Source organism: Chryseobacterium sp. DT-167, from assembly GCF_058310155.1.
This window is the reverse complement of the sequence record NZ_JBZEEQ010000015.1, coordinates 73,113-94,219: the sequence shown is the minus strand read 5'-3', so window position 1 is coordinate 94,219 and position 21,107 is coordinate 73,113. Positions and strand designations below refer to the sequence as shown.

Annotated in this window: 18 protein-coding genes; 8 read left to right on the top strand and 10 right to left on the bottom strand. The window is 36.9% G+C overall.

Annotated features, from left to right (window positions below):
* Positions 1 to 121: 121 nt before the first annotated feature.
* From AC4FQ5_RS17680 to AC4FQ5_RS17660, 5 genes are all read left to right on the top strand, one after another.
* Positions 122 to 2,416, top strand: a complete 2,295-nt coding sequence (locus AC4FQ5_RS17680) for an ATP-binding protein (RefSeq protein WP_491145455.1) — start codon at positions 122 to 124, stop codon at positions 2,414 to 2,416.
* Positions 2,413 to 3,498, top strand: a complete 1,086-nt coding sequence (locus AC4FQ5_RS17675; protein ID WP_491145453.1) for an HNH endonuclease — start codon at positions 2,413 to 2,415, stop codon at positions 3,496 to 3,498. The genes AC4FQ5_RS17680 and AC4FQ5_RS17675 overlap by 4 nt, the downstream gene beginning before the upstream one ends.
* A gap of 79 nt (positions 3,499 to 3,577) precedes the next feature.
* Complete coding sequence (locus AC4FQ5_RS17670; RefSeq protein ID WP_491145451.1) at positions 3,578 to 6,136, top strand: AAA domain-containing protein; 2,559 nt, start codon at positions 3,578 to 3,580, stop codon at positions 6,134 to 6,136.
* 74 nt (positions 6,137 to 6,210) lie between these two features.
* On the top strand, positions 6,211 to 6,618 hold the full coding sequence (locus AC4FQ5_RS17665; RefSeq protein WP_491145449.1) for a hypothetical protein: 408 nt from the start codon (positions 6,211 to 6,213) through the stop codon (positions 6,616 to 6,618).
* Between the two features lie 160 nt (positions 6,619 to 6,778).
* Positions 6,779 to 6,919 carry a hypothetical protein gene (locus AC4FQ5_RS17660; RefSeq protein ID WP_491145447.1) on the top strand — a complete coding sequence of 47 codons (141 nt, stop codon included), beginning with the start codon at positions 6,779 to 6,781 and terminating at the stop codon, positions 6,917 to 6,919.
* A gap of 193 nt (positions 6,920 to 7,112) precedes the next feature.
* Here the strand turns inward: AC4FQ5_RS17660 and AC4FQ5_RS17655 are convergent, their stop codons facing one another.
* The 8 genes from AC4FQ5_RS17655 to AC4FQ5_RS17620 form a co-directional block, all read right to left on the bottom strand.
* Complete coding sequence (locus AC4FQ5_RS17655) at positions 7,113 to 7,526, bottom strand: DUF1348 family protein (RefSeq protein ID WP_491145445.1); 414 nt, start codon at positions 7,524 to 7,526, stop codon at positions 7,113 to 7,115.
* Between the two features lie 2 nt (positions 7,527 to 7,528).
* Positions 7,529 to 8,056 (bottom strand): TetR/AcrR family transcriptional regulator, encoded by a 528-nt coding sequence (locus AC4FQ5_RS17650; RefSeq protein WP_491145443.1) that lies wholly within the window; start codon positions 8,054 to 8,056, stop codon positions 7,529 to 7,531.
* 207 nt (positions 8,057 to 8,263) lie between these two features.
* Complete coding sequence (locus tag AC4FQ5_RS17645; RefSeq protein WP_491145441.1) at positions 8,264 to 10,399, bottom strand: type IA DNA topoisomerase; 2,136 nt, start codon at positions 10,397 to 10,399, stop codon at positions 8,264 to 8,266.
* Positions 10,400 to 10,468: 69 nt separating this feature from the next.
* Positions 10,469 to 11,926, bottom strand: coding sequence for a DUF3945 domain-containing protein (locus AC4FQ5_RS17640; RefSeq protein ID WP_491145439.1), 1,458 nt, complete (start codon positions 11,924 to 11,926; stop codon positions 10,469 to 10,471).
* Between the two features lie 95 nt (positions 11,927 to 12,021).
* Positions 12,022 to 12,303 (bottom strand): helix-turn-helix domain-containing protein, encoded by a 282-nt coding sequence (locus AC4FQ5_RS17635; protein ID WP_491145437.1) that lies wholly within the window; start codon positions 12,301 to 12,303, stop codon positions 12,022 to 12,024.
* A gap of 305 nt (positions 12,304 to 12,608) precedes the next feature.
* Complete coding sequence (gene ligD / locus AC4FQ5_RS17630; RefSeq protein WP_491145435.1) at positions 12,609 to 15,305, bottom strand: DNA ligase D; 2,697 nt, start codon at positions 15,303 to 15,305, stop codon at positions 12,609 to 12,611.
* A gap of 90 nt (positions 15,306 to 15,395) precedes the next feature.
* A complete protein-coding gene (locus AC4FQ5_RS17625; protein WP_491145433.1) occupies positions 15,396 to 15,587 on the bottom strand; it encodes a DUF3606 domain-containing protein in 192 nt (63 codons plus the stop codon).
* 212 nt (positions 15,588 to 15,799) lie between these two features.
* Entirely contained in the window at positions 15,800 to 17,143 is a 1,344-nt protein-coding gene (locus AC4FQ5_RS17620) for an exodeoxyribonuclease VII large subunit (protein ID WP_491145431.1), read from the bottom strand.
* Between the two features lie 132 nt (positions 17,144 to 17,275).
* Here AC4FQ5_RS17620 and AC4FQ5_RS17615 point away from each other — a divergent pair, with 132 nt between their 5' ends.
* Positions 17,276 to 17,761, top strand: coding sequence for a DUF4385 domain-containing protein (locus tag AC4FQ5_RS17615; RefSeq protein WP_491145429.1), 486 nt, complete (start codon positions 17,276 to 17,278; stop codon positions 17,759 to 17,761).
* 99 nt (positions 17,762 to 17,860) lie between these two features.
* Positions 17,861 to 18,070 (top strand): hypervirulence associated TUDOR domain-containing protein, encoded by a 210-nt coding sequence (locus tag AC4FQ5_RS17610; RefSeq protein ID WP_491145427.1) that lies wholly within the window; start codon positions 17,861 to 17,863, stop codon positions 18,068 to 18,070.
* A gap of 340 nt (positions 18,071 to 18,410) precedes the next feature.
* On the opposite strand, the gene AC4FQ5_RS17605 is transcribed toward AC4FQ5_RS17610, so the two are convergent.
* Positions 18,411 to 19,019 carry an alpha-ketoglutarate-dependent dioxygenase AlkB family protein gene (locus AC4FQ5_RS17605; protein WP_491145425.1) on the bottom strand — a complete coding sequence of 203 codons (609 nt, stop codon included), beginning with the start codon at positions 19,017 to 19,019 and terminating at the stop codon, positions 18,411 to 18,413.
* Between the two features lie 101 nt (positions 19,020 to 19,120).
* Positions 19,121 to 19,900, bottom strand: coding sequence for an XRE family transcriptional regulator (locus AC4FQ5_RS17600; RefSeq protein WP_491145423.1), 780 nt, complete (start codon positions 19,898 to 19,900; stop codon positions 19,121 to 19,123).
* A gap of 61 nt (positions 19,901 to 19,961) precedes the next feature.
* Here AC4FQ5_RS17600 and dinB point away from each other — a divergent pair, with 61 nt between their 5' ends.
* Positions 19,962 to 21,107: a DNA polymerase IV gene (dinB, locus tag AC4FQ5_RS17595; RefSeq protein ID WP_491145421.1), complete on the top strand. Its 1,146-nt coding sequence runs from the start codon at positions 19,962 to 19,964 to the stop codon at positions 21,105 to 21,107.

Below are 21,107 nucleotides of genomic sequence, written 5' to 3'. Positions count from 1 at the left end.
GGATTATCTAAATCGAAAGATTTGTACGACTTGTATTCACAACTTTTTTACAAAAACAAAAAGCACTGAAAGACTGAATAAACTATGAAATCGCTACGGTTAATTAAAAAACAAATTAAACATGAGCTTTAAACTTTTAGCAATTAGACCTCTGGGTGGTTGTAATCCAAAATTTCTTAAAAACTTGACCCCAAAAGAACTCTATAAATTTTATAATGATTACAAATTTGTTGAAGATATAGATGGAAATATTACTTCTATTGAATATGATGAAACAGTGCCTAAGAACTTATATTATCAAGGTGAAGGAGATTTAAAAACAAAAATTAACATCTCTGCTATAGTAGGTAAAAATGGAAGTGGCAAAAGCGCATTGGTGGAATTGTTAGTAGCTTCTATTGTAAAAATGTCATTGGCAATAAAACATGATTTTATTGAAGCTGAAAATCTCTATTATGATGCTAATAAAGATAGACAAAATGACTTGATTACCAAATTTAATAATAGCAAAGTACAGGATTTAAAAGACATTAATGTTGAAATATTTATTATACACAAAGCTGAACCCTGTACAATGAATGATGGAGAGTTAAAATGTTTTGGAACCAATGCCCAAGAAAAAATCAGAAAAATTACATTGAAAGACGATGAGGTTAAAATAACAGACTTTCACCAAAATAGTAATATATTTATAAAAGAGAAGTTTGATATTTCTAAAGAAGTTTTAAAATCTGGGCAAGAAATAGAACATTTAAAAATTAGTCGTGAAGAACTACATTTTTTTCAAGATTTTTTTTATACCATGGTTATCAATTATTCGCATTACGGATATAATGCTTTAGAATCAGGCGAATGGTTAAAAGGGGTTTTTCATAAAAATGACGGTTACCAATTACCTGTTGTAATTAATCCTATGAGAGAAGAGGGAAATATTAACATCAATTCCGAAAAGGAACTTTCAAAATCACGATTTTTAGTTAATATCCTGCAAGATGCTGCCTTACGTAATATTTCAGAGGGAAAAGAAATTAAGTATGTGAGTATTGAGTTAAACGAAGATAAATTTACTGGTTTTAACCAAGCAAAATCAGAAGCATGGCATGACTGGAATAGTAAAGAAAATAGAAACCAATGGTTAGATATTTCAGAAGTAGACAAGCAGAAAATTTTAAACTCAATTTTTTCGATTTTTTATGAAAATGAGATAATAAAAATAAATACAGATCATTTTTTCTATCCTTTTGTACGAGATTATATCATTTTTAAACTGATAAGAATGCGACATTATTCAGTTTATAAGGAATTTAAAGATTGTTTTGAAAGTTATAATGTTGAAGTTAAGCATTATGATTTTCCAATTACAAGAAGTAAATACTCTATTAAAAATAGAAAAAAGTTAAAATATTATTTTAAAGCAATTGATCAGGATTCTAGCCATAATACAGATAAACTTAGACAAGCTTTATTCTTCTTGAGATATTTATATTTAGATAAAAACGATTTATTTGAAAAAGATACAAATGAAAAGCTTTTGGAGATTACCGAACTGTACGTAAAGATACATCAGTCGTGGAAGCAATCAAGAATGGATTTACCTGCAATTGTACATTTTTCTAATGATGAATTTTCAATCAAAGAATCTTTGCCCTCAATATTTAAAGTTAATTACTATTTTGCTGAAGAACCTTCAAATAATCATTTTGATAATTTTAGTTCTGGAGAGAAACAAAAATTATACAGTATTCATTCGGTAATTTATCATTTAAGAAATTTAAAATCAGTTCAAAACCATAGTCAAGAAGATGAACATGGTGTAGAAAAAAGAAAAGAGCTTATACATTACAACAATGTCAATATTATTTTTGATGAAATAGAATTATATGCCCATCCAGATTTTCAGAGGAAGTTTATAAATGATTTGCTTACAGCTCTAAATTCAATAGAGAACATATATCAAAATCTTAACCTGCTCTTCATCACTCATTCTCCATTCATACTATCTGATATTCCCAAGCAAAACGTGTTATTTTTGGAAGTAGATGAAAATGGAAAATCAAGACCAAGTTCTTACAAGGGCGATAATACATTTGGTGAAAACGTGCACCAAATGCTCACTGATGCCTTCTTTATTACAGATACAAAAGGTGCCTTTGTCAAGAACGAAATCCAAAAATTTTTAGAGTACTATGAAAAAACTAAAGATGGAACTGATAAGCCAGAGGATTTTGATATTCAAATAGAATGGTATCATAAATTTATAACATTAATTGGTGAAGATTATATACGGGCTATTTTGTATAATCATTTGGATGAGTTAAAAGTTCGTTTTGGAGATAAAACTTATTTAGATGTAGAAGAAGAGAGACTAAATATTCGTTTGGAAGAAATTAAAAAATTAAAAAAGCAAACTGAATGAGAAAAATCAACTATCCTTTCACAACAGTAATAGAAAAACAAACTTTCTTGAATGAATATTTTGATAGTATTTCTACTGAAATTTCTAATCATATTGAAATTTGCATGGAAATCAAAAAAATAGATATTTCTTGGGATTTAAAAAAGCTTCTTACAGCAGATTTTTGTGAGTTGGTGGAATTCACAACAAAGGACAATGTAAATAATCTTAATCAATTATTCAGAATTGGAACTGAAGAAAAAGACTATCTATATTCGAAATTACAACGAGAGATAGCAGATTTTTTAACTAGAAAGAATGTAAATATTAAAAGTTGTTTTTACTGTAATATCGAATACGTTAATAATTTTAACGATAAATATTCCTCTATTGATGAATTGATTAATTATGCTCCAAACAAGATATTAAAAACAATAATTAGTGAATCTGCAACAAATTACATTTCAAAAAAAAGAAAATCAAGTTTTATTTATGAAAAGGATATCAAGATTTTATTTCCTAAAATTGGTACTGAAATAGTTCAGAAATTAAAAGACGGGTATAAAGAAGAGTTTGAGAACGAACATTTTACTTTGGATCATGTGTTACCAAAAAATTCGAATGCTTTTTTATCCCTTTCGCTATTTAATCTCGTACCATGTTGTTACTCTTGTAATTCAAAATTTAAACTCACAAAAGAATTTAACATCAATGATGATTTAAAAAATATAGTTCCCAGCTCGAAAGACTATAGTTTTAATAACTTGATAAAATTCAAATTAAAATATAAAAATTCAAGAATAGAAAAATTAGAAGATATTGATGTTAATTTATCAAATTTATCAAAAATTGAAAATGTTGATGATTTCATATCCATATTCAGGTTACAGAGCAGATACAATTATCACAAGAATATTTCCTATGATATGCTACAAAAAAGAAAAATCTATTCTGATTCGCAAATTAAAGAAATTGCCACATTACTGAAAAGAGATGAATACTCAATAAAAAAAGATCTATTTGGCAAAGAATGTTTTGAGTCAAACAATGAACCTTTTGAAAAATACAAGCAAGATATTGCTCAGCAATTGGGCATAATTTAACCTGACCACTCGGAAATCCCTAGGATTTTGAGTCTTACTTTATATACAGCTTATTATATTTAAAAGTAATTATTAATTCATGCAAAAATCTAAACCACATACTATTAGAAGAGAAGCATTATACATAGATAATAAGGACAGAAGTGACGAGATAGAATCTTATTCTTTTGAAGAAAATAAGTGTAACGTGGTATATAAAAGCAATGATAAAGCCTATTCTTATCCTCAACATAGAATTAAGATAGTGAGATCTGCTATTCAAAGTGAGAGAGCAGGAACTATCTTTTCTTATCTAAAGGCAATTGCAGAAAGTGTTGGTTTGAAGACAGAGGAAGGCAATAACATTCTTTCCAATAGCTATGGGAGTATCCGTTTTATTCCTGAGACCTCTATCCTGTATAATTTTCTTAACGGAAAAGAACCCGAAAAGAATTACCACGCCTCTCCTATTGAAATCTTCCCGTTTGGTTTTAATCTAAGCCAGAAATCAGGAGTAGACAATGCATTTTCAAATCCACTAAGTGTTATAGAAGGTCCTCCGGGAACAGGAAAGACACAGACTATTCTTAATATCATTGCCAATGCGGTGATAAATAATCAGAGCGTAGCTGTTGTTTCAAGCAATAATTCTGCAACAAAAAATGTTTTTGAGAAACTGGAGAGCAATGGGGTTTCTTTTATGGCAGCATTATTAGGAAGCAGTCAGAATAAAAAGGAATTTATCGACAATCAGACCGAAATCCCGAATTTATCGGATTTTAGATTAGAAAAAGAACAGGAACAATCGCTTATTCAATCTACTACCCTTCTTTTTACTGAACTTGTTGAAAAGTTGGAAGTAAATAATGAATTGGCTTTGCTTAAACGGGAAATAGACAAGATCAAAACAGAGCATCAGCATTTTACGGATGATATCGCATTAGCAACTGAAATCTGTTTTAAAAAGAATGTCAGTTCAGATCAGCTGCTTTCATTATGGGTTACGTTGGAAGAGTACGAAAAAAATGGTAAGAGATTTTATTGGTGGCGAAAACTCATATTTCCTTTTCTGTATGGGGTGAGGGATAAGATTTTTTATACCTTATCGTATGAAGAAATGATCAGGATTGTTCAGTCAAAATACTATGGGGTAAAAATTTCAGAGCTTACTGTAAGAAAGCATGAGCTGCAAAATACGTTAGAGCATTTTTCCTTCCATGATAAAATGAAAGAATATACTGAAGGATCGATGCAGCTATTTAAAAACAAGCTATACCAAAAATATAAAGGACAAAAACGTTCAGAATATACCGAATGGGATCTTCGTTTTAAATCAGAAGAATTCATTTCCGATTATCCTGTCATTATGAGTACGACCTACTCACTAAGAAGAAGTCTTGCTGAAAATGTCTTCTATGATTATGTCATTGTTGACGAATCTTCACAGGTAGATCTTGCAACGGGTGTACTCGCATTATCCTGCGCAAAACAGGCTGTCATCGTAGGAGATTTAAAACAGCTTCCCAATGTAGTAGATTCCGTAACAGCAGAAAATACAGATCAGATATTTAAGAACTATAATATTCCGGAACCTTATCGCTATTCCAATCATAGCCTACTTTCCTCCGTAACAGAAGTATTTCCGGAAGTACCAAAAACCCTGTTAAAAGAACATTATCGCTGCCATCCTAAAATCATTGATTTTTGTAACCGTAAGTTTTATAATGATCAGCTGATTATCCTTTCGGAAGGACAGACAGAAAGAGAACCTTTGTTGGTCTATAAAACAACTGAAGGCAACCATGCCCGGCAGAGAGAAAATCAGCGGCAGATTGATGTGATTATTCAGGAAATCATTCCACAGCAAAAGCTGGAAGGTGTAAATCTGGGAATTGTAACGCCTTACCGTAATCAGACCTTAGCATTACAAAGAACATTTCAGGGAACAGATATCAAAGCAGATACGGTGGATAAGTTTCAGGGAAGAGAAAATGATGTGATTATTCTCTCCACCGTTGATAATGAAATCTCTGAATTCACCGACAACCCGAACCGACTCAATGTAGCGATCTCCAGAGCCAAAGATCAGCTGATTCTATTGGTGAACGGAAATGAAAGTGACAATGACACAAATATCTCAGATCTGATCCGTTATATTGATTATAATAATTTTAATGTAATAAACAGTGAGGTACACTCTATTTTTGATTACCTGTACAAAGGGTATGAAGAAAAAAGAAGAGCTATTTTATCGGATCAAAAAAAGAAATCTGTTTTCGACAGTGAGAATCTTATGTATATTTTAATTAGGGAAGTCTTGTATGAAGAACAATTTTTGAAATATGGAGTCATTCTGCATCATCCACTAAGAAATCTGTTGTTAGATTTTTCGAGATTAAGTTATGAAGAAGAAAAATATGCTAGACATCACGCCACGCATCTTGATTTTGTGATCTATAACAAGTTGGGGAAAAATCCTGTGTTAGCAATAGAAGTTGATGGGTATGAATATCATAAAATGGAAAGCCGACAATCCGAAAGAGATGTCATGAAGAATGAGATTTTAGAGAAGTATAGAATACCTTTGGTACGATTTTCTACTACAGGAAGTGGGGAGAAAGAGCAATTAATTAAAGTATTAAAAAGCTTTCATCAATAAAATGCTATTGATTACGGTTTTCCGTAATTATTTAAGTGTAAGTAATTTTAGATTTGTAAATAAAATTATTTACAATGAAAAAATCATTACTTTATCTGATTTTACTATTATCAGTAACTTCATGTACAAATTATTATACTGTCCTGCTACAGGAAGATACACCACTCTATTCAAGCAGTAATAGCGAAACTTCTACAACAGTGATTCCTAAAGGAAGAGAAGTTTATTTATCATCCAAACCCAACAAGAAAAATTACAGGAAGATTAAATGGGGAAATTTTAACGGATGGGCAAATAACCCTCAGCACTCTGCATACAGCAACTATTCCAAGACATCAAACTATACTTCTCCAACAGTTAGCGCTGGTTCCAGCTATAATTCAGGATCAAGTTCTGGAGGATCCGTTAGTGTAAAGGGTTATATCCGAAAGGACGGCACTTATGTTAGACCACATACAAGAAGCGCTCCGAGAAGAAGGTAATGTTTTTATAATTGTTATATAGCAGAAAGTTTCTTATTCTATCATATAACAAATGTTAATACGGTTTTCCGTAATGAATTAATATAGCGGAGACTTACTTTTGAAATTGATATTAATCTGTTTTAATATTAGAAATAAGTTTTAACAAATTCTTTTTGCTATGAGCACAATCGAAGCGATCAAGCCGGGACCTAAGCCTAAAAAACCAGATGGCGAGCCCGACAAAAGAAGGAGAGTAAATCCTCCTAATCAACCTAAACATCCAAAACTAAAACCTCATGAACACGAGAAAGGTGATTAATTTAGGATGAATAGAACTAAGCAGCTCCAGGGCTGCTTTTTGCATTTTATCTCAAGAAGTTCACTTCTGATTTGTTAGGGTGGTCAAAGATGCTTTTGTATAATATGTCGATGTGATATAAAGAATGATAAAGTGGAACCAACAAATTCGACGGTACAATTGTTAAATTCCACATATGAAGGTAATTTTGGCGTTACTTAAATTTTCTATCTTCTTCTTTAATCGCCAGATCATTGATACTGGCATATCTTTTTCTCATCAGCCCATTTTCGTCAAATTCCCAGTTTTCATTTCCGTATGCTCTGAACCATTCTCCGTTTTTATTCATATATTCATATTCAAACCTTACGGCAATACGGTTGTCGGTATGCGACCAATACTCCTTTTTAAGCTGATAGTTTAATTCCTTTTTCCATTTGTCGGAAAGGAAAGCGACGATTGCTTCTCTTCCATTGACAAATTGATCTCTATTTCGCCATTCACTGTCAATGGTGTAGGCTTTAGAAATTTTCTCAGGATCCTGCGTGTTCCACGCATCTTCCGCAACTTGTATTTTTTGTAAAGCTGTTTCTAATGTAAATGGTGGAAGTGGATGTTTTTGTTCCATTTTTAAAAAATTAAATTGTTAATAATTGTTTTTGATCTCTCTATTAATTGATTCGATTTAAATAACTGACTTTCGATGATCGAACTCTCAAATAGCATATAGATATGGTCAGACAGAGTTTCGTCGTTTGTCATATTTGCAAAGAACAGTCTAAGGTCTTTCTTATGATCTTGAATAACATTTAAAATCTTGACATTATCACTGGGAATCTCAGAAAGAATATTGAGAAAACTGCACCCTCTGAAATTTTCCTTAGCATTCATATAAATCAAGAAATCAAAAGACGCAGTCACCTTGGATTTGGCTGAGTCACTTCTTTCTATAAAAGTAGTCAGCTCATTAAACCAATAGTCGTGACGGATCTTTAAAAATTCCACACAAAGATCCTCTTTCGATTGAAAATGCTGGTAAAAACTTGCTTTAGCAACCTTGGCTTCAGAGATAATCTGGTTGATACCGGTCGAATTGTAACCTTGATTTGCAAAAAGCAAAAAGGTAATATTCAGGATTCTATCTTTCGGTGATGTCATAATTTTATTCTTACGAGACAAATGTACAATAAAAAACTAAAATAGACAAACCTGTCTGTCTATTTTAGTTTTATATTTTTGATGTAAGTAGAAAAATTATGGATTTGGATAAGAAATCCGGTAGATTATATTACAAGAAAATAGCAGATAAAATTCTTTTAGAATTAGTCCTGCTCTTGCTGGCATTTGTAGTGCTTTTTATAAACATCATCTCTCTGCAGGAAATTCAAATGATGTAGTAAAATCATCTTTAAGAATTATAAAAGCACTGAACTTTTTGCCGTTTTTGGCCTTCATGTTTTTTATGAGTGGTGTTCTTTTATTGTTGACGAGTGAAGTGATGTGTTCAACGCTGAGCTGTACACCGCAGACATTTCTGAACTGTATCCAATTACATTGTTCATCAGGACATTTGATGATCTTGTCTTTGATGATGAGGTGTTGCTGTTGGCATTTTGGGCATTTGAGTTCGGGAATGTTTTCTTGTAGAATGGATAGTGATAGTAGTTCGTTAGTGATCTCTGATGTGTAGTCTTTGATATCGGTGATGAATTGTTCTGAATTGAGCTCGCCTTTTTCGATCTTGTCCAATGCCATCTCCCACTCTGCGGTCATTTGTACATTGGCGATCTTTTGGTCTTTGACAAGACCATAAACTTTTAGTCCTTTTTCGGTTGGAGTAAGCGCTTTGCTTTTTCGAATAATGTAGTTTCTGCTAAGCAGGGTCTCAATGATGGAGGCTCTGGTGGCGGGTGTACCTATCCCGATATTTGAAATGGCTTTCTGTTGTTCTTTATCTTCTATCGATCTTCCTGCATTTTCCATGGCTGACAACAGATCTGCCTCAGTGTACAGTTTGGGTGGTTGGGTCGTTTTTTCCTGTAGCTCAGCTTGGGAGATTTTCAGCTCATCACCGATCTTCAATTCAGGAAGTTCAAGGAGCATTTCTTCGACGTTATTGATATTATCATTGCTGTTGCAATTTTCGTTTTTATATGTATTATTGTTGTTCTGCTCGGAAAGAATCCCCTTGATGGCGCGCCAGCCTTTGGTCATTATTTTTGATCCTTTGATGCTGAATTCATAATGGTGTACTTTGATCGTGATATGGCTGAGCTGCTTGGAGCAATGTTCTGAAAGGGATTCCAGTAAACGGCAGGCAATCATATCGTAAATGGCCTTCTCTTTTGCGGTAAGCGCAGAAGGTATTTTTGTAGTGATCAACAGTCCGTGATGGTCGGTCACCTTGAGGTCATTCACTATCCGTTTGTTGAAGTTCCCGAATTTAAGGGTTGAAATGGCAGGTTTGAATTGATCGACGGTATTGAGAATTCTGACCAGTTCCGGGATCTCTGCCCAGAGGTCTTCGGGAATATATTTGCTGCCGGTTCGTGGATAGGTAATAAATCTTTTTTCATAAAGAGACTGTGCGGTCTGCAAGACCTCATCGGCAGATAGTCCTAGTTTTCTGTTGGCTTCTTTTTGAAGTTCTGTCAGGTCAAAAAGTAAGGGCGATTGTTCTGTTACAGTTTTAACAGAGACATCTTCAACCGTGGCTTTTCCCTCCCGCTCTATGGATTTGAGCATCTGTTCTATCTGTTTTTTGTTTTCCCATTGTTCTTTGGACACGCTGGTAAAATCAAGGTATTCTTTTCTATGCTTCAGCTGGATCTGCCAGTATTTCTTTTGTGTAAAATTTTGATGGTCTTCAAATCTCTTGCAGATCAGCGCGAGTGTAGGGGTCTGTACCCTGCCTAGAGAATAAACATCTTGGTTAGCTGTAATGCTTAATGCCTGCGTGGCATTGATCCCGACCAGCCAGTCTGCTTCGCTTCTGGCTTTGGCTGCCTGATAGAGACCGTCGAATGCTGAACTTGGCTGGAGTTTTTTGAAACCGTCGTGTATAGCCTTTTCGGTAAGGGAACTGATCCATAGCCTTTCAAAAGGTTTGTTGCATTGGAGATAGTGATAGATATATCGGAAGATGAGCTCTCCTTCCCTTCCTGCATCGGTGGCTACAATGATGCTGTCGCATCGGTTGATGACATTTTGAATTGTTTTTAACTGTTTGAGTGCGGAAGGATCAGGCTGGTAACCTTTCTGGTTTTGTTTTTTAATGGACCTTGGGATTAACAGGAACGGATCGGGAAAGATAGGCAAAGAGGCTTTGTCAAAGCCTCTTATACCATGATCTTCCGGCATTCCTAATGACACCAAATGACCCAATGCCCAGGTTATGCAATACCCGTTCCCTTCCAGGTAACCGTCTTTTCTTTCGTTGGCATTTAACAGTTGGGCGATCTCTCTTGCGACACTGGGTTTTTCTGAGATAATGGCTTTCATAGGATTGGATTTATTATGATTAGAATTGTTTTTGTGATTGTATTTGTGGTTGTAATTGTAAGTCTCGGATTACATCTTGCGCCCTTTGGATCTGGTCGCTTTCTTCTGCTGGGCCTCCTGCTGTTTATTTGCTGGCTGTTGTTGTTTGGACTCCAGCGGTTCTTTGATGTTCTTGGTGGCTTCGTTGGTCTTACCATCGGAATTGACCGCTTTCTGGATCTTGTAGTCTTCGGATGGTTGGGCTTTTTCCTTCAGCTTGTTGGGATTGGTAAATGAAAAGTCCGTTTTGGATGTTTCCTTGTTGAAGGTAATGTAGCCTTGGTAGGCTTTTCCTTTGCCGTCCACAAGACCATCCACATAGACCGTCTGCCCTGCTTTGAACTTTTCATATTGTGCATCATCCAGTTCTTTTCCACGAAATACTTTTGGGGCTTCCCCGTCTTTGGATTGATTTTGCTGACTGGATGGGTCCTGTTGTTGTCCTTGCTGTTGGTTTTGGTTGTTGTTGAAGATAAATTCGACATAGCGCTTGTCTGCATTGAATTGTACGATCGCATCGAACAGTTCTCCCTTTTTGGAGGTCATCCCTTCCAGATAAAGCGGCTTGCCTTCTAATAAGGTTTGTTTCTGGTGGTCATCCAGCTTGATCCCCTTGATGTCATCGGGGATCTTCATATACTCCGCCCTGTAGGCCACCAGTTCGTTGGTCAGGCGGTCACGGCTGATGACTGAAGGAATGATCTCATCGGTCTTGGGATTGACCAGATCGACAACCCTTCCCATATTTCCGCTTTCTTTGAGGTTCTTCTTGTCTTCATCGGTGAACTCGTGACCGAGGAACTTGAGGTTGTAGTTCGGCTCTTTGCGGATGCCGTGCAGGTTAACGGCAACCTCGCCGTTGTCTGCGGTTTGAAGAGATAGACGGACATCCATCTTGCTGACCGCTGTTCCGAGATTGATGGTAATGGGAATTAAATTATTGGTCTTAAAGCCTCTGAGCAGAGGATCCATAGCATTCATCTTTTCAAGTTTTTCCTGGTTGAGCCCGAATTTTTCCATCGTCTTCCAGTCGATCTGTTCCGGCTGGAAACGGTATTCCTGATTGTCTGTGTTGTTTTCCATTGTATTCTGATTTTTTGGATTATTGATATTCTTTGGTTGTATTTCATATTCTTTCAGCTTTTCCCTTTCTTCAGGCGATGCCTGATCCACATACTGCTGTAGGTCTTTTGCCGTGTTGACGGCATCGTATTCCGAGACCTTGAAGAAATTGAAATGGGAAGGGTTTTTCAGCTGCCGGTAAAAATTGGAAAAGAAGTTGGAGAACAGATCACCATGCTTGTCAACCCTGATCAACTGATCATTGTCCTTTTTCTCGTTGGGAGTGATCTTTTGCAGATTTCCCTCCTTGTCAACGCCTTTGACCATCTCGACCGCATTGGTTTGGATGTTCAGGACAAGAAGGGTGTCGGACACTGGCTTGATTTTATTGGTTTCATGGGTTTCATTCTGTACCTTCTTTTCCATAGCAGATATTTTGTGCGATGAAGGTAGCGGGATGAGCGTTGAATGCGTTGATTTGGAATTGTGCCTACTTCTTTGGCAGCTTCTGTCTTATGTTATCAGGAACTTAAACATTCTCTGATGAGCTGATGGACATCGGACAGCTTGTAATAAAGCTTGCCGCTGATGGTGTAATAAGGCAGTTTTTTATTCGTTCGGTAGCGTTGCAATGACCTTGAACTGATCTTTAAGAGTTGTAATACGTCTTGATTGTCAAGCAATACTTCGCCGTCGATCTCGATGAATCTGGACTGTTTGGATGGCACTTGTTCTTTCAGGAGGTCAAATCGTTCCATGATCTTTTCCATCCATGCGATAAATTCTGTTCGTTCGATATTCATAACGGTGATTTTTTGGTTTTAAATGATGTGAACAGTTGATCAACTTTTAATGAGGTAAAGTTGGAAATTGAACATCACATAAAATCACTACCTTTTCGTAGTACCGAAAAGATTTTTGAAATTTATTGATGATAATAACGGAATGGCCAAAGGTTAACGACTAAAGGATGAAATATTTGTACGATTTATCCTGAGAAAATGATAATACTTCGATTCCAAAAATATATGGTTGAATAGAAAAGCAGCCGTTTAAATAAAAAACGGCCGTATAGGTATAGTTTATAGATAAGGTGAGTGTAGTCAGACTATTGATCTGAAAATTTTGAAATAATTTTCATCATATCAATGCCTTTTCCTAATACAGGCTTGAAAATATCTCCCAGGCTTTCCAAACGCTCCATCGCATTAAAGATGTGAAAATTGCTCATCTTCAAACCCTTTTTGACTTCATCCCATTCCAGGGGCATGGATACCGTTGCGCCAGGTTTTGGTCTGACAGAATACACTGAGGCAATGGTCGCATGGGGTCTGTTCTGTAAAAAGTCTAGATACATTTTACCATTACGGTCTGATATATGTCGTTCAGTAGTGGTTATTTCAGGAAGTGCTTCGTTAACCAGTTTGACGATGACTCTGGCAAACTCTTTACTTTGTTCATAGGTATATTTATTTCCTAGAGGAATATAAATGTGCAGTCCTGTAGAACCGCTGGTCTTGCAGTAGCAGGGCACGCCCATATCGTCGAGGATCTGTTTGGTCACCTGCGCGGTTTCAATGACTTGATCGAACGTATTTTTATCCGGGTCGAGATCAATAATGCAGTAGGTCGGGTGATCCGGCTTTTTAACAGTGCTGTTCCAGGGATTCATTTCAATACATGCCAGATTGGCCATATACAACAGTGTGGCTTCATCGCTTCCAACCAGATACTGTTTCTCTTTTTGATCCGTATCGCTGTGATAATTGTATCTTTCGATCCAGTCGGGAGCCTTTCCTGTAATATCTTTAAAATAGAATCCTTCTTCGGCAATGCCGTTCGGAAATCGGTTCATACTTTGAGGACGCCCCTTGAGATATGGTAATATATATGGTGCGACCTGGTAGTAATAATTGATCAGATCACGCTTTGTTATCTTATTATCCGGCCAGAATATTTTATTGAGATTGGTAAACTTAAGTTCGTGTTTGTTGACTTTTTTTACCTGGGTTGTTTCTGTAGGATTGAGCAGTGTTTTTCTTTTGGTGTTTTGTCGTGGTTGTACAATCGAATGATCAGCGATAATATCCGTAGTCTCAGCTTCTTTTTCAAGAATTACGGTGTTTGCCTTCTTATCATCTCTCATCCCTTCGAATGACGGATGGCGCATAACACCGTCCGTCGTCATTTCCGTATAGCTGACCTCTCCGATCAGTTCCGGTTTTAGCCATGTTACCGTGGCATGAGGTGGATTGGGACGAAAACGGGATGGTTTGTTAACATCGGGCTCTTCAGAAAATGGTACGTTATCTGTGATCAGTGGTTTGAACTGTTCCATCATCTCTTTCTGCATTTTAGCATTAAATCCTGTTCCCACCTTTCCGGTATAAATTAATTTTTTACCATCATAAACACCCACCAAAAGGCTGCTGAACAGTTTATTGGAATCATCATTTAGGGTAAAGCCCCCGATCACCACCTCCTGTCTTTTGTTGGCTTTAATTTTCAACCAATCTTTAGTTCTGTTTTTTGTATAGTATAAGCTGTCTTTTCTTTTGGCCATAATGCCTTCCAATCCCATTTTCTTGGCAGCTTCTAAAAATTCAATGCCTGAAGTATGGAAGTCCTGACTGATGAGTACAGAATCATTTTGCGGTAATACTTGTTCCAGTATTGCCCTTCTTTCTGTTAAGGGAAGTTCTTTTAAGTCTTTGCCCTCGTACCAGAGGATATCAAATACGTAATAGACCAAATCCCCATCCGCTTCGCTTCGCCAGTTTTGTAATGAACCAAAATCTGCCGATCCTTTTTTTCCAAGAACGACCACTTCTCCGTCAATAATGGTTTTGAGATTCATCTGTTCTAGCTGCTGCTGGATGGGATAGAATTTTTCGGAAAAACTTTTGTTGTTTCTGGATTTCAGCTCAACATTTTTTCCGTCCATAAAAGCGACTGCCCTGTAGCCGTCCCATTTAATTTCATACAGCCAGTCATCACTCTCAAAAGGCTGATCGACCAATGTAGCCAGCATCGGTTCTACCTCATGATAGAATTTCTGTTCGGCAGTATTTTTTAATAACGTGCTGACTTTTCGGGTAGCTGTTTTTTTCTTTGGAGGTGTGGCATTGAGTTGTGAATCCACCAATTCGGCCGCTTCTTTACCGGTAGTTTTCGTATCCTTCGTCGTACTGTCAACTTTAATGATATTTTTACCATAGACCTTATCCGGTGATTTTTCCATCTGGGCAATGGTCTTCTTTGAAATCACTGATTTATCTTTTAAAGTAACATCATCTGTTGTGGCGTATCGATCATCGAGCTTCATCAGCAGCCATCCGTTCTCGCCTCTTCCGTATGCCTTAACCAAGGCGAATTCACCCTTTAACTTCTTACCTTTGAGTTTTATTTTCAGCTTTCCTGAATACAGCTGATGCAGGAGGTTCTTCTCCTGTTTTTTCAGGTCGCCTTCAACCGGTTCTATGGGTTCATAGGTACCTTCATCCCAGACTATGACGGTTCCACCGCCGTACTGTCCTTTAGGGATGATGCCTTCAAAATCTCTGTAATCGTAGGGATGGTCTTCCACCATCATTGCAAGTCGTTTGATACCGGGATCCAGTGAAGGTCCTTTGGGAACCGCCCAGCTTTTCAGCACGCCATCCATCTCAAGGCGGAAATCATAATGCAGATGCGAGGCATCGTGCTTCTGAATAACAAACCGTAGTTCTGTTCCTGAAGGCTTGCCTCCGAAAGGTTCAGGGGTCTTATCTTCCGATCTTTTTTTATGGTAATCTGATAATTTCATAGTGTTGGATTTTAGATCACAAAAATCTTTCTGACACTGCCAGAAAGATGAGATAGAATGGACGCTTTCTGTATAAAGCTGCCGGGTAAATTATTTTTTATGCTTGTCCTTTAAATACGCTTCAAGAACTTTTCGGTCGTTGGATCCTGTAGCGCGAATCGCTCCGGTAACAGCCTGAGAACTGACATTCATTTTATCTTTGAAATACTGGATTTCATAATTTTCTGAGCCACTGACTTTATTGCGGTCACGCTGGTCTTTTTTCGATTTATTATCTGCCATGATGTATATTTTATCCTTATAAGAACAAATAAAATGCCAGCAAAGCTCTTATTATCAGGTTAATAATAAAATCAACGTAGATGTGGTATTAGAATGTATCGGATTAATAATACAATCTTTGGGATCACTACGAAGAATCCAGGAACTTCCCTCCATTTTACTGATAATGAATACTAAATTATTTCATCCATAATATCAGTAGCTTTATTTCTTTAAAGAATTTTGGCGAGCGTGAATCCGATGACCATTGCCAGTAAAAATGCAATAATAATCTTGACATAAACGGTTGTACTGCTCTGAACTTCCTTATTCAATCGCTTATTTTCCTGCTTCAAAGTTTCCAAAGCAATATTGAGGGAGACTGTTTTTTCATTGATCGCAGACTGAATATTTTTTTCGTGGAGTGTAGCGATCTCTTTTTTGTAGTTTTCCATTTCCTGCTGCCGCTGTTTCTGCTGCTCCTGGAAATTAGTCTGAAGCGCTTCAAGCTGTTTCGTAGAGTTCATCTGTAGCTTTTCGAACTCCTCATTTCTGACCTTCAGTTGGTCTGCAAAAGTCTTATTATGTGCTTCGATCTGTTCTTTATATGTTTTCTGAGCTTCAGTAAACTCGTCGTTCTTTGTCTTCAGCTGTTTTTCGAGGGTCACCACCTGTTCTGAGAACTGTTTCGTCACATCGTTTTTCACCTCATCGATCAGCAGTGCTCTGGAATTGGATCTTTCATTTGATAGTTTTTCAGCAATGGCATGAAGTCCCGCACCATAATCATGAGGCAGGTGAAACCTCTTGTCCGCCAGCTTGTCAAGCAATGTTTCATCGACCGTATGCCCAATGGCTGTAACGGTGACCGGCAGCAGTGTAATGAATAATTCTGAAAGTCTGAGGTCATTGAATGTTTCCATACTTTGCCGGTCACCTCCTCCCCTCACTAAAGCAACGATATCAAATTCCTTGGCAGAAATTTCATTCAATGCCGCAATGATCGCTGTTGAGGAGGTAATATTGCAGTTGTGGTCAGAGATCTCAAAATAGGTCTGGGATATATCCAGACCTTCTGCGAAATCCTTTTGGACGATGGCATTGTTACCATAGATGTTAGCGATCCTGATCTTCTCATTTTTTAGCATCTTATCCCTGATCAGGGTTTCCAGATCTTTTGAATCTGTCTCCAATTTTTTCTGGATCAGTGCGTACCGTTCGAGTTCTTCTTCAGAAACAGATCTCTCTTCCTGCTGAACGATCTCATCCACTACAAAGCGTAGTTCGATAAAAGAGTTTTTTACATTTTTTTCTATAAATCCCCTGAGCGTATAGACTTCATTGTTCATCATCTTACTTCTTAACAAGGCAGAAATACGGATCCCGATGGAAACCTGGTCTCCTTCTGAGAACAATTGGTCATAGTAATAATTCCCATATGCTTTACCGCCGCCATAGGAATATCTTCCCTTGAGATAGATAAGATTGACTGTCGCATTCAGCTTCAGTGCATTACTGAATATACCTATGACAGATGTCGGGGAATACACCGGAAAACTCACTTCCTTATCGTTCATAGATTGACATATTACGGTTTGATCCTGACGCAAAGATATTGCTATTTGAATAATTTAAGGGACATCTGGTGATAACGTTTCACAGAATATTTGTAATAAAATTATAGGCACTTCATTTGTTAGAATATTACTATGAACAATGACAAATCAAGTTATCTGAATTTCAATGCTGCGGACTATTCCTGGAAACCTGATATAGATTACCGCAAGCATCCGGAAAAATACAAAGTTGGAAAGGGTGAGCAGGGCGTACTGATATGTGAGCCTTACAAAACAGAGATCGGAAAATATTGGCGGTTCAAAGATGAAGCAATTGCCAAGGAAAGCTCGGATAAGATCTTTCAGCTCTTTCTTGATTATATAGATCAGAATGATTTCGTCGGAGCCGATATGGCAAGAAAATATCTTCAGATGGGATTTACAAGAGCACGTCGGTATTTCAATTACAAAGGCGGTAAAAAATATGATGCGGAAAAGGATTATCAGCCATTGGAGCGCGGTACCGGAGATCCCGGAAAAGCCAAAGCAGCTGATATATTCTATAAGAAATGGAAAGAGGCTGAGGAAAATGCAGAGTATGTCAGGTTAAAGATCAAATGGAAAAAGAAGTTTGGATAAAGTATTTCCGAGACAATCTTTAGCACTTAAAATTTCGGCTCTGTAACAACTACCTGATGAACAGATTAATAAATAAACACAATAATTAAAAAAAGAGTTATGTTGAAAAAAGGAGATCACGTCAAATGGAAATTCCGATATGGTGAAACGCAAGGTGTAATAACAAAGGTCCATACCAGCGATTTCGTTTTTATGAACAGGCAAAGGCGGGCATCGGAGGAAAGTCCGCAATTTGAGGTGATGAGCGAAAAGACCGGTAAGACCGCGGTTCATAAATCATCAGCTTTAAAAAAAAACATAATGAGATAATAAATAATTGGAATTTAATCCGTTTGATTTCTTGCAACACCTCTATTCTGAAAGGCCGTTAGACTTGTCATCTTGCCATTCACCTTGCTATAAACGATCTCTACAGTAAAAGTGGAAAGACCATATAAGACAAACCGTAGTTCATTCTTATAAGTTTCATTAATGATCTCCCCTTCAGCCAAAATAAGCTCGTATTGAGAATCCTTTGAAAGGTTTATAAAGTCATAATATGAGATAGCCATGTCGTCAGTTTAAATTGATGTTGTTAATATAAATGCAGGTTTTGCAGTAATTGATGTAAAACAGTATTCGTACTTTTGTCTTTATCGCTTTAGAGTAATTAAATTTCCATGATCTTTCTAAAAGTAAGATTGATCCTGGGTTTCATTGGCAGTGTGGATTTTGCGATCCGGTGTTCCCAATTCTCCTGAAGATCCCCTTTCATAATGAGCAGTGATCCGTTTGGAAGTGGCAGGCTATATTTGCTCTGATGATGATCTCTCTTTCTGAAGTCGAAGTTTCTGGTCTGGCCAAGACTTATGGATGCAATGACCGGGCGCTTTCCGTATCGGCTTTCCTTATCACGGTGCCAGGCCACGGAATCATTGTTATCTCGGTACAGATTAAGTAAAACGCCGTTGAATTGGCAACCGAATTCTTTTTCTATTCTTTCTTTTAACGCAAAAAGTTCGGGTATCCAGGGATGGGAGCCAGGTGTATTACCGGGCAGATCATAAGATCGTGTATCGCCGTACCACGCTGTCAACCTGGGCGTGAGCACCATCTTGTCATACATTTTTTGGGTGTGTTGTTTCCATGGTGCGGTATTGAGAAGAAGATCTTTTAAATGATCTGCTTCATCATAGCTCAGGAAATTTTCTCTGTATTCCAAAAGGTTTTTTGGAAATTCATAGGATTCTTCGGCATCAAATAAACTCAGCTGGCTCATTATAATTATTTATTAATTATTACCTTTACACTGTCCTGTCTCAGGATGGGACTTTTTTCATCATTTGTGTTTTTAGCTTCCTTTCGGGGAAGTTTTTTTCTTTACTGATCTAATCTTAGGATCCCGTTTTCCAAATTGCTGATGCTGCGTTTTGCCTCATCAACTAAACTTCTTAAATTTTTATGATCTGAAAGATAATGGGGCTTATAATCTCTGGGCAGTATACCTTGGGCATAACTCCAGATCTCAACAATATCCTCCAGTGCAATTTGGTAGGGTTTATAGAAAGAATTATCAGCAGTCACAGTAATTGATTGCAGATGTCTTTCAAAGAAGGTCTTGTAAGTGATTCCCTCTTTCGTAACAAAAATATATCCCTTACCTATTTTCAGATCATCCAGTGATTCTACATGTTCACCAATAATGATCGACTGATCGGCAAATGGCGGCATTGAATCGCCATCAGCTAAAAATGCCCTGAATTTCCCATGTTTCAAAAAAGGCAGCTGCATTTTTTGAAGGCTTTCAATATATTCGGGATCACTGAATCCTTTTAAATAGCCCATTGAAGCTTTTTGCGGAACAATTTCAATGAAATTATTTCCTTCCGAATCTACCACAACAGGTAATAATATCTTATTGCCTGGAATATTGATCATATCTTCCAAAGGATATTTTCTTATATCTACTGTCAGTAATAGGTCTATGCTCACTTTAAAATATTTCGAAATTCTGATCAATACTTCGTAGGGTGCCTCTGATCGGCCACCTTCGTATTTAGAATATCGTACTCTGCTCAGCTGGATCTCATCTGACAGAGTTTCTTGCGTTAAGTTCTTTTGATCTCTCAAAAACCTGATGTTATCTGAAAAAATTGACATAGATACAATTTGTATCAGCAAATATAATAAAAATGATACTAAATGTATCTAATTTTGTCAAATGGAACGAGCAATTGTACATATGGACTTAGATACGTTTTTCGTTTCCTGTGAAAGGTTGAGAAACTCTGTATTAGAGAAACAGCCTGTAATCATAGGCGGTGGTGACCGTGGTGTAGTCGCATCTTGCTCTTATGAAGCCAGAAAATTTGGGGTCCGCTCGGCTATGCCTTTGAGAATGGCTCTGCGGTTATGTCCGGAAGCTAAAGTAATCAAGGGTGATATGGAATACTATTCCAATATGTCACATCAGGTTACGGAAATTATTCAGGAAAAAGTTCCGGTAATGGAGAAAGCGAGCGTAGATGAATTTTATTTGGATCTCTCAGGAATGGATCAGTTTTTCGGTTGTTATCAATGGACAACAGAAATTGCACAAGCTGTCATAAAGAATACAGGGCTACCCATTAGTTTTGCTCTTTCCACCAATAAGACAGTTTCAAAGATTGGAACCGGAGAAGCTAAACCCATCGGAAAATTAGAATTGAAACCACTGGCAATTCAACCTTTCCTAAACCCTTTATCCGTCAAAAAGATTCCGATGGTTGGCAATGTGACTTTTGAATTGCTTTCAAGGTTAGGCGTGAGGAAAATAGAAACACTTTCTCAAATGCCAGTGGATGTCCTTCAGGAGTTAATTGGAAAGAACGGCACAGAACTTTGGAAAAAAGCTAATGGTATTGATCTTAATCCTGTTATACAATATTCAGAACAAAAATCTATTTCGAAAGAAACCACATTTACCGAAGATACCATTGACATCCTAAAAATCCATAGCACTCTCTCAGGAATGGTAGAGCAGTTATGCTATGAGTTACGTCACGAAAAATGGCTGACCTCAACAGTTTCTGTAAAAATCAGGTACGCCAATTTTGATACAGAAATGAAGCAATGCAAAGTTCCCTATACTTCAGCAGATCATACTTTGCTCAAGTATGTTCAGGAGCTTTTCAGAAAAGTTTATATGCGAAGAATGAGAATTCGTCTGGTGGGTGTCAAGTTTACAGGACTTGTTCACGGCAATCATCAAATGAATCTCTTTGAAGATACCGAAGAACTGATCTCATTATACCAGACGATGGACAAAATGAAAGATCGGTTTGGTGCTAAAAGCTTAGGAAGGGCTTCTGGTTTTTTGACTCAATAG

What these genes read in the sequence shown, in the direction of transcription:
- dinB (WP_491145421.1), top strand. Translation starts at nt 19,962, where the DNA reads ATGGAACGAGCAATTGTACATATGGACTTAGATACGTTTTTCGTTTCC.
- AC4FQ5_RS17635 (WP_491145437.1), bottom strand. Translation starts at nt 12,303, where the DNA reads ATGAATATCGAACGAACAGAATTTATCGCATGGATGGAAAAGATCATG.
- AC4FQ5_RS17610 (WP_491145427.1), top strand. Translation starts at nt 17,861, where the DNA reads ATGTTGAAAAAAGGAGATCACGTCAAATGGAAATTCCGATATGGTGAA.
- AC4FQ5_RS17615 (WP_491145429.1), top strand. Translation starts at nt 17,276, where the DNA reads ATGAACAATGACAAATCAAGTTATCTGAATTTCAATGCTGCGGACTAT.
- AC4FQ5_RS17665 (WP_491145449.1), top strand. Translation starts at nt 6,211, where the DNA reads ATGAAAAAATCATTACTTTATCTGATTTTACTATTATCAGTAACTTCA.
- AC4FQ5_RS17655 (WP_491145445.1), bottom strand. Translation starts at nt 7,526, where the DNA reads ATGGAACAAAAACATCCACTTCCACCATTTACATTAGAAACAGCTTTA.
- AC4FQ5_RS17640 (WP_491145439.1), bottom strand. Translation starts at nt 11,926, where the DNA reads ATGGAAAAGAAGGTACAGAATGAAACCCATGAAACCAATAAAATCAAG.
- AC4FQ5_RS17675 (WP_491145453.1), top strand. Translation starts at nt 2,413, where the DNA reads ATGAGAAAAATCAACTATCCTTTCACAACAGTAATAGAAAAACAAACT.
- AC4FQ5_RS17680 (WP_491145455.1), top strand. Translation starts at nt 122, where the DNA reads ATGAGCTTTAAACTTTTAGCAATTAGACCTCTGGGTGGTTGTAATCCA.
- AC4FQ5_RS17600 (WP_491145423.1), bottom strand. Translation starts at nt 19,900, where the DNA reads ATGTCAATTTTTTCAGATAACATCAGGTTTTTGAGAGATCAAAAGAAC.
- AC4FQ5_RS17625 (WP_491145433.1), bottom strand. Translation starts at nt 15,587, where the DNA reads ATGGCAGATAATAAATCGAAAAAAGACCAGCGTGACCGCAATAAAGTC.
- AC4FQ5_RS17670 (WP_491145451.1), top strand. Translation starts at nt 3,578, where the DNA reads ATGCAAAAATCTAAACCACATACTATTAGAAGAGAAGCATTATACATA.
- AC4FQ5_RS17645 (WP_491145441.1), bottom strand. Translation starts at nt 10,399, where the DNA reads ATGAAAGCCATTATCTCAGAAAAACCCAGTGTCGCAAGAGAGATCGCC.
- ligD (WP_491145435.1), bottom strand. Translation starts at nt 15,305, where the DNA reads ATGAAATTATCAGATTACCATAAAAAAAGATCGGAAGATAAGACCCCT.
- AC4FQ5_RS17660 (WP_491145447.1), top strand. Translation starts at nt 6,779, where the DNA reads ATGAGCACAATCGAAGCGATCAAGCCGGGACCTAAGCCTAAAAAACCA.
- AC4FQ5_RS17620 (WP_491145431.1), bottom strand. Translation starts at nt 17,143, where the DNA reads ATGAACGATAAGGAAGTGAGTTTTCCGGTGTATTCCCCGACATCTGTC.
- AC4FQ5_RS17605 (WP_491145425.1), bottom strand. Translation starts at nt 19,019, where the DNA reads ATGAGCCAGCTGAGTTTATTTGATGCCGAAGAATCCTATGAATTTCCA.
- AC4FQ5_RS17650 (WP_491145443.1), bottom strand. Translation starts at nt 8,056, where the DNA reads ATGACATCACCGAAAGATAGAATCCTGAATATTACCTTTTTGCTTTTT.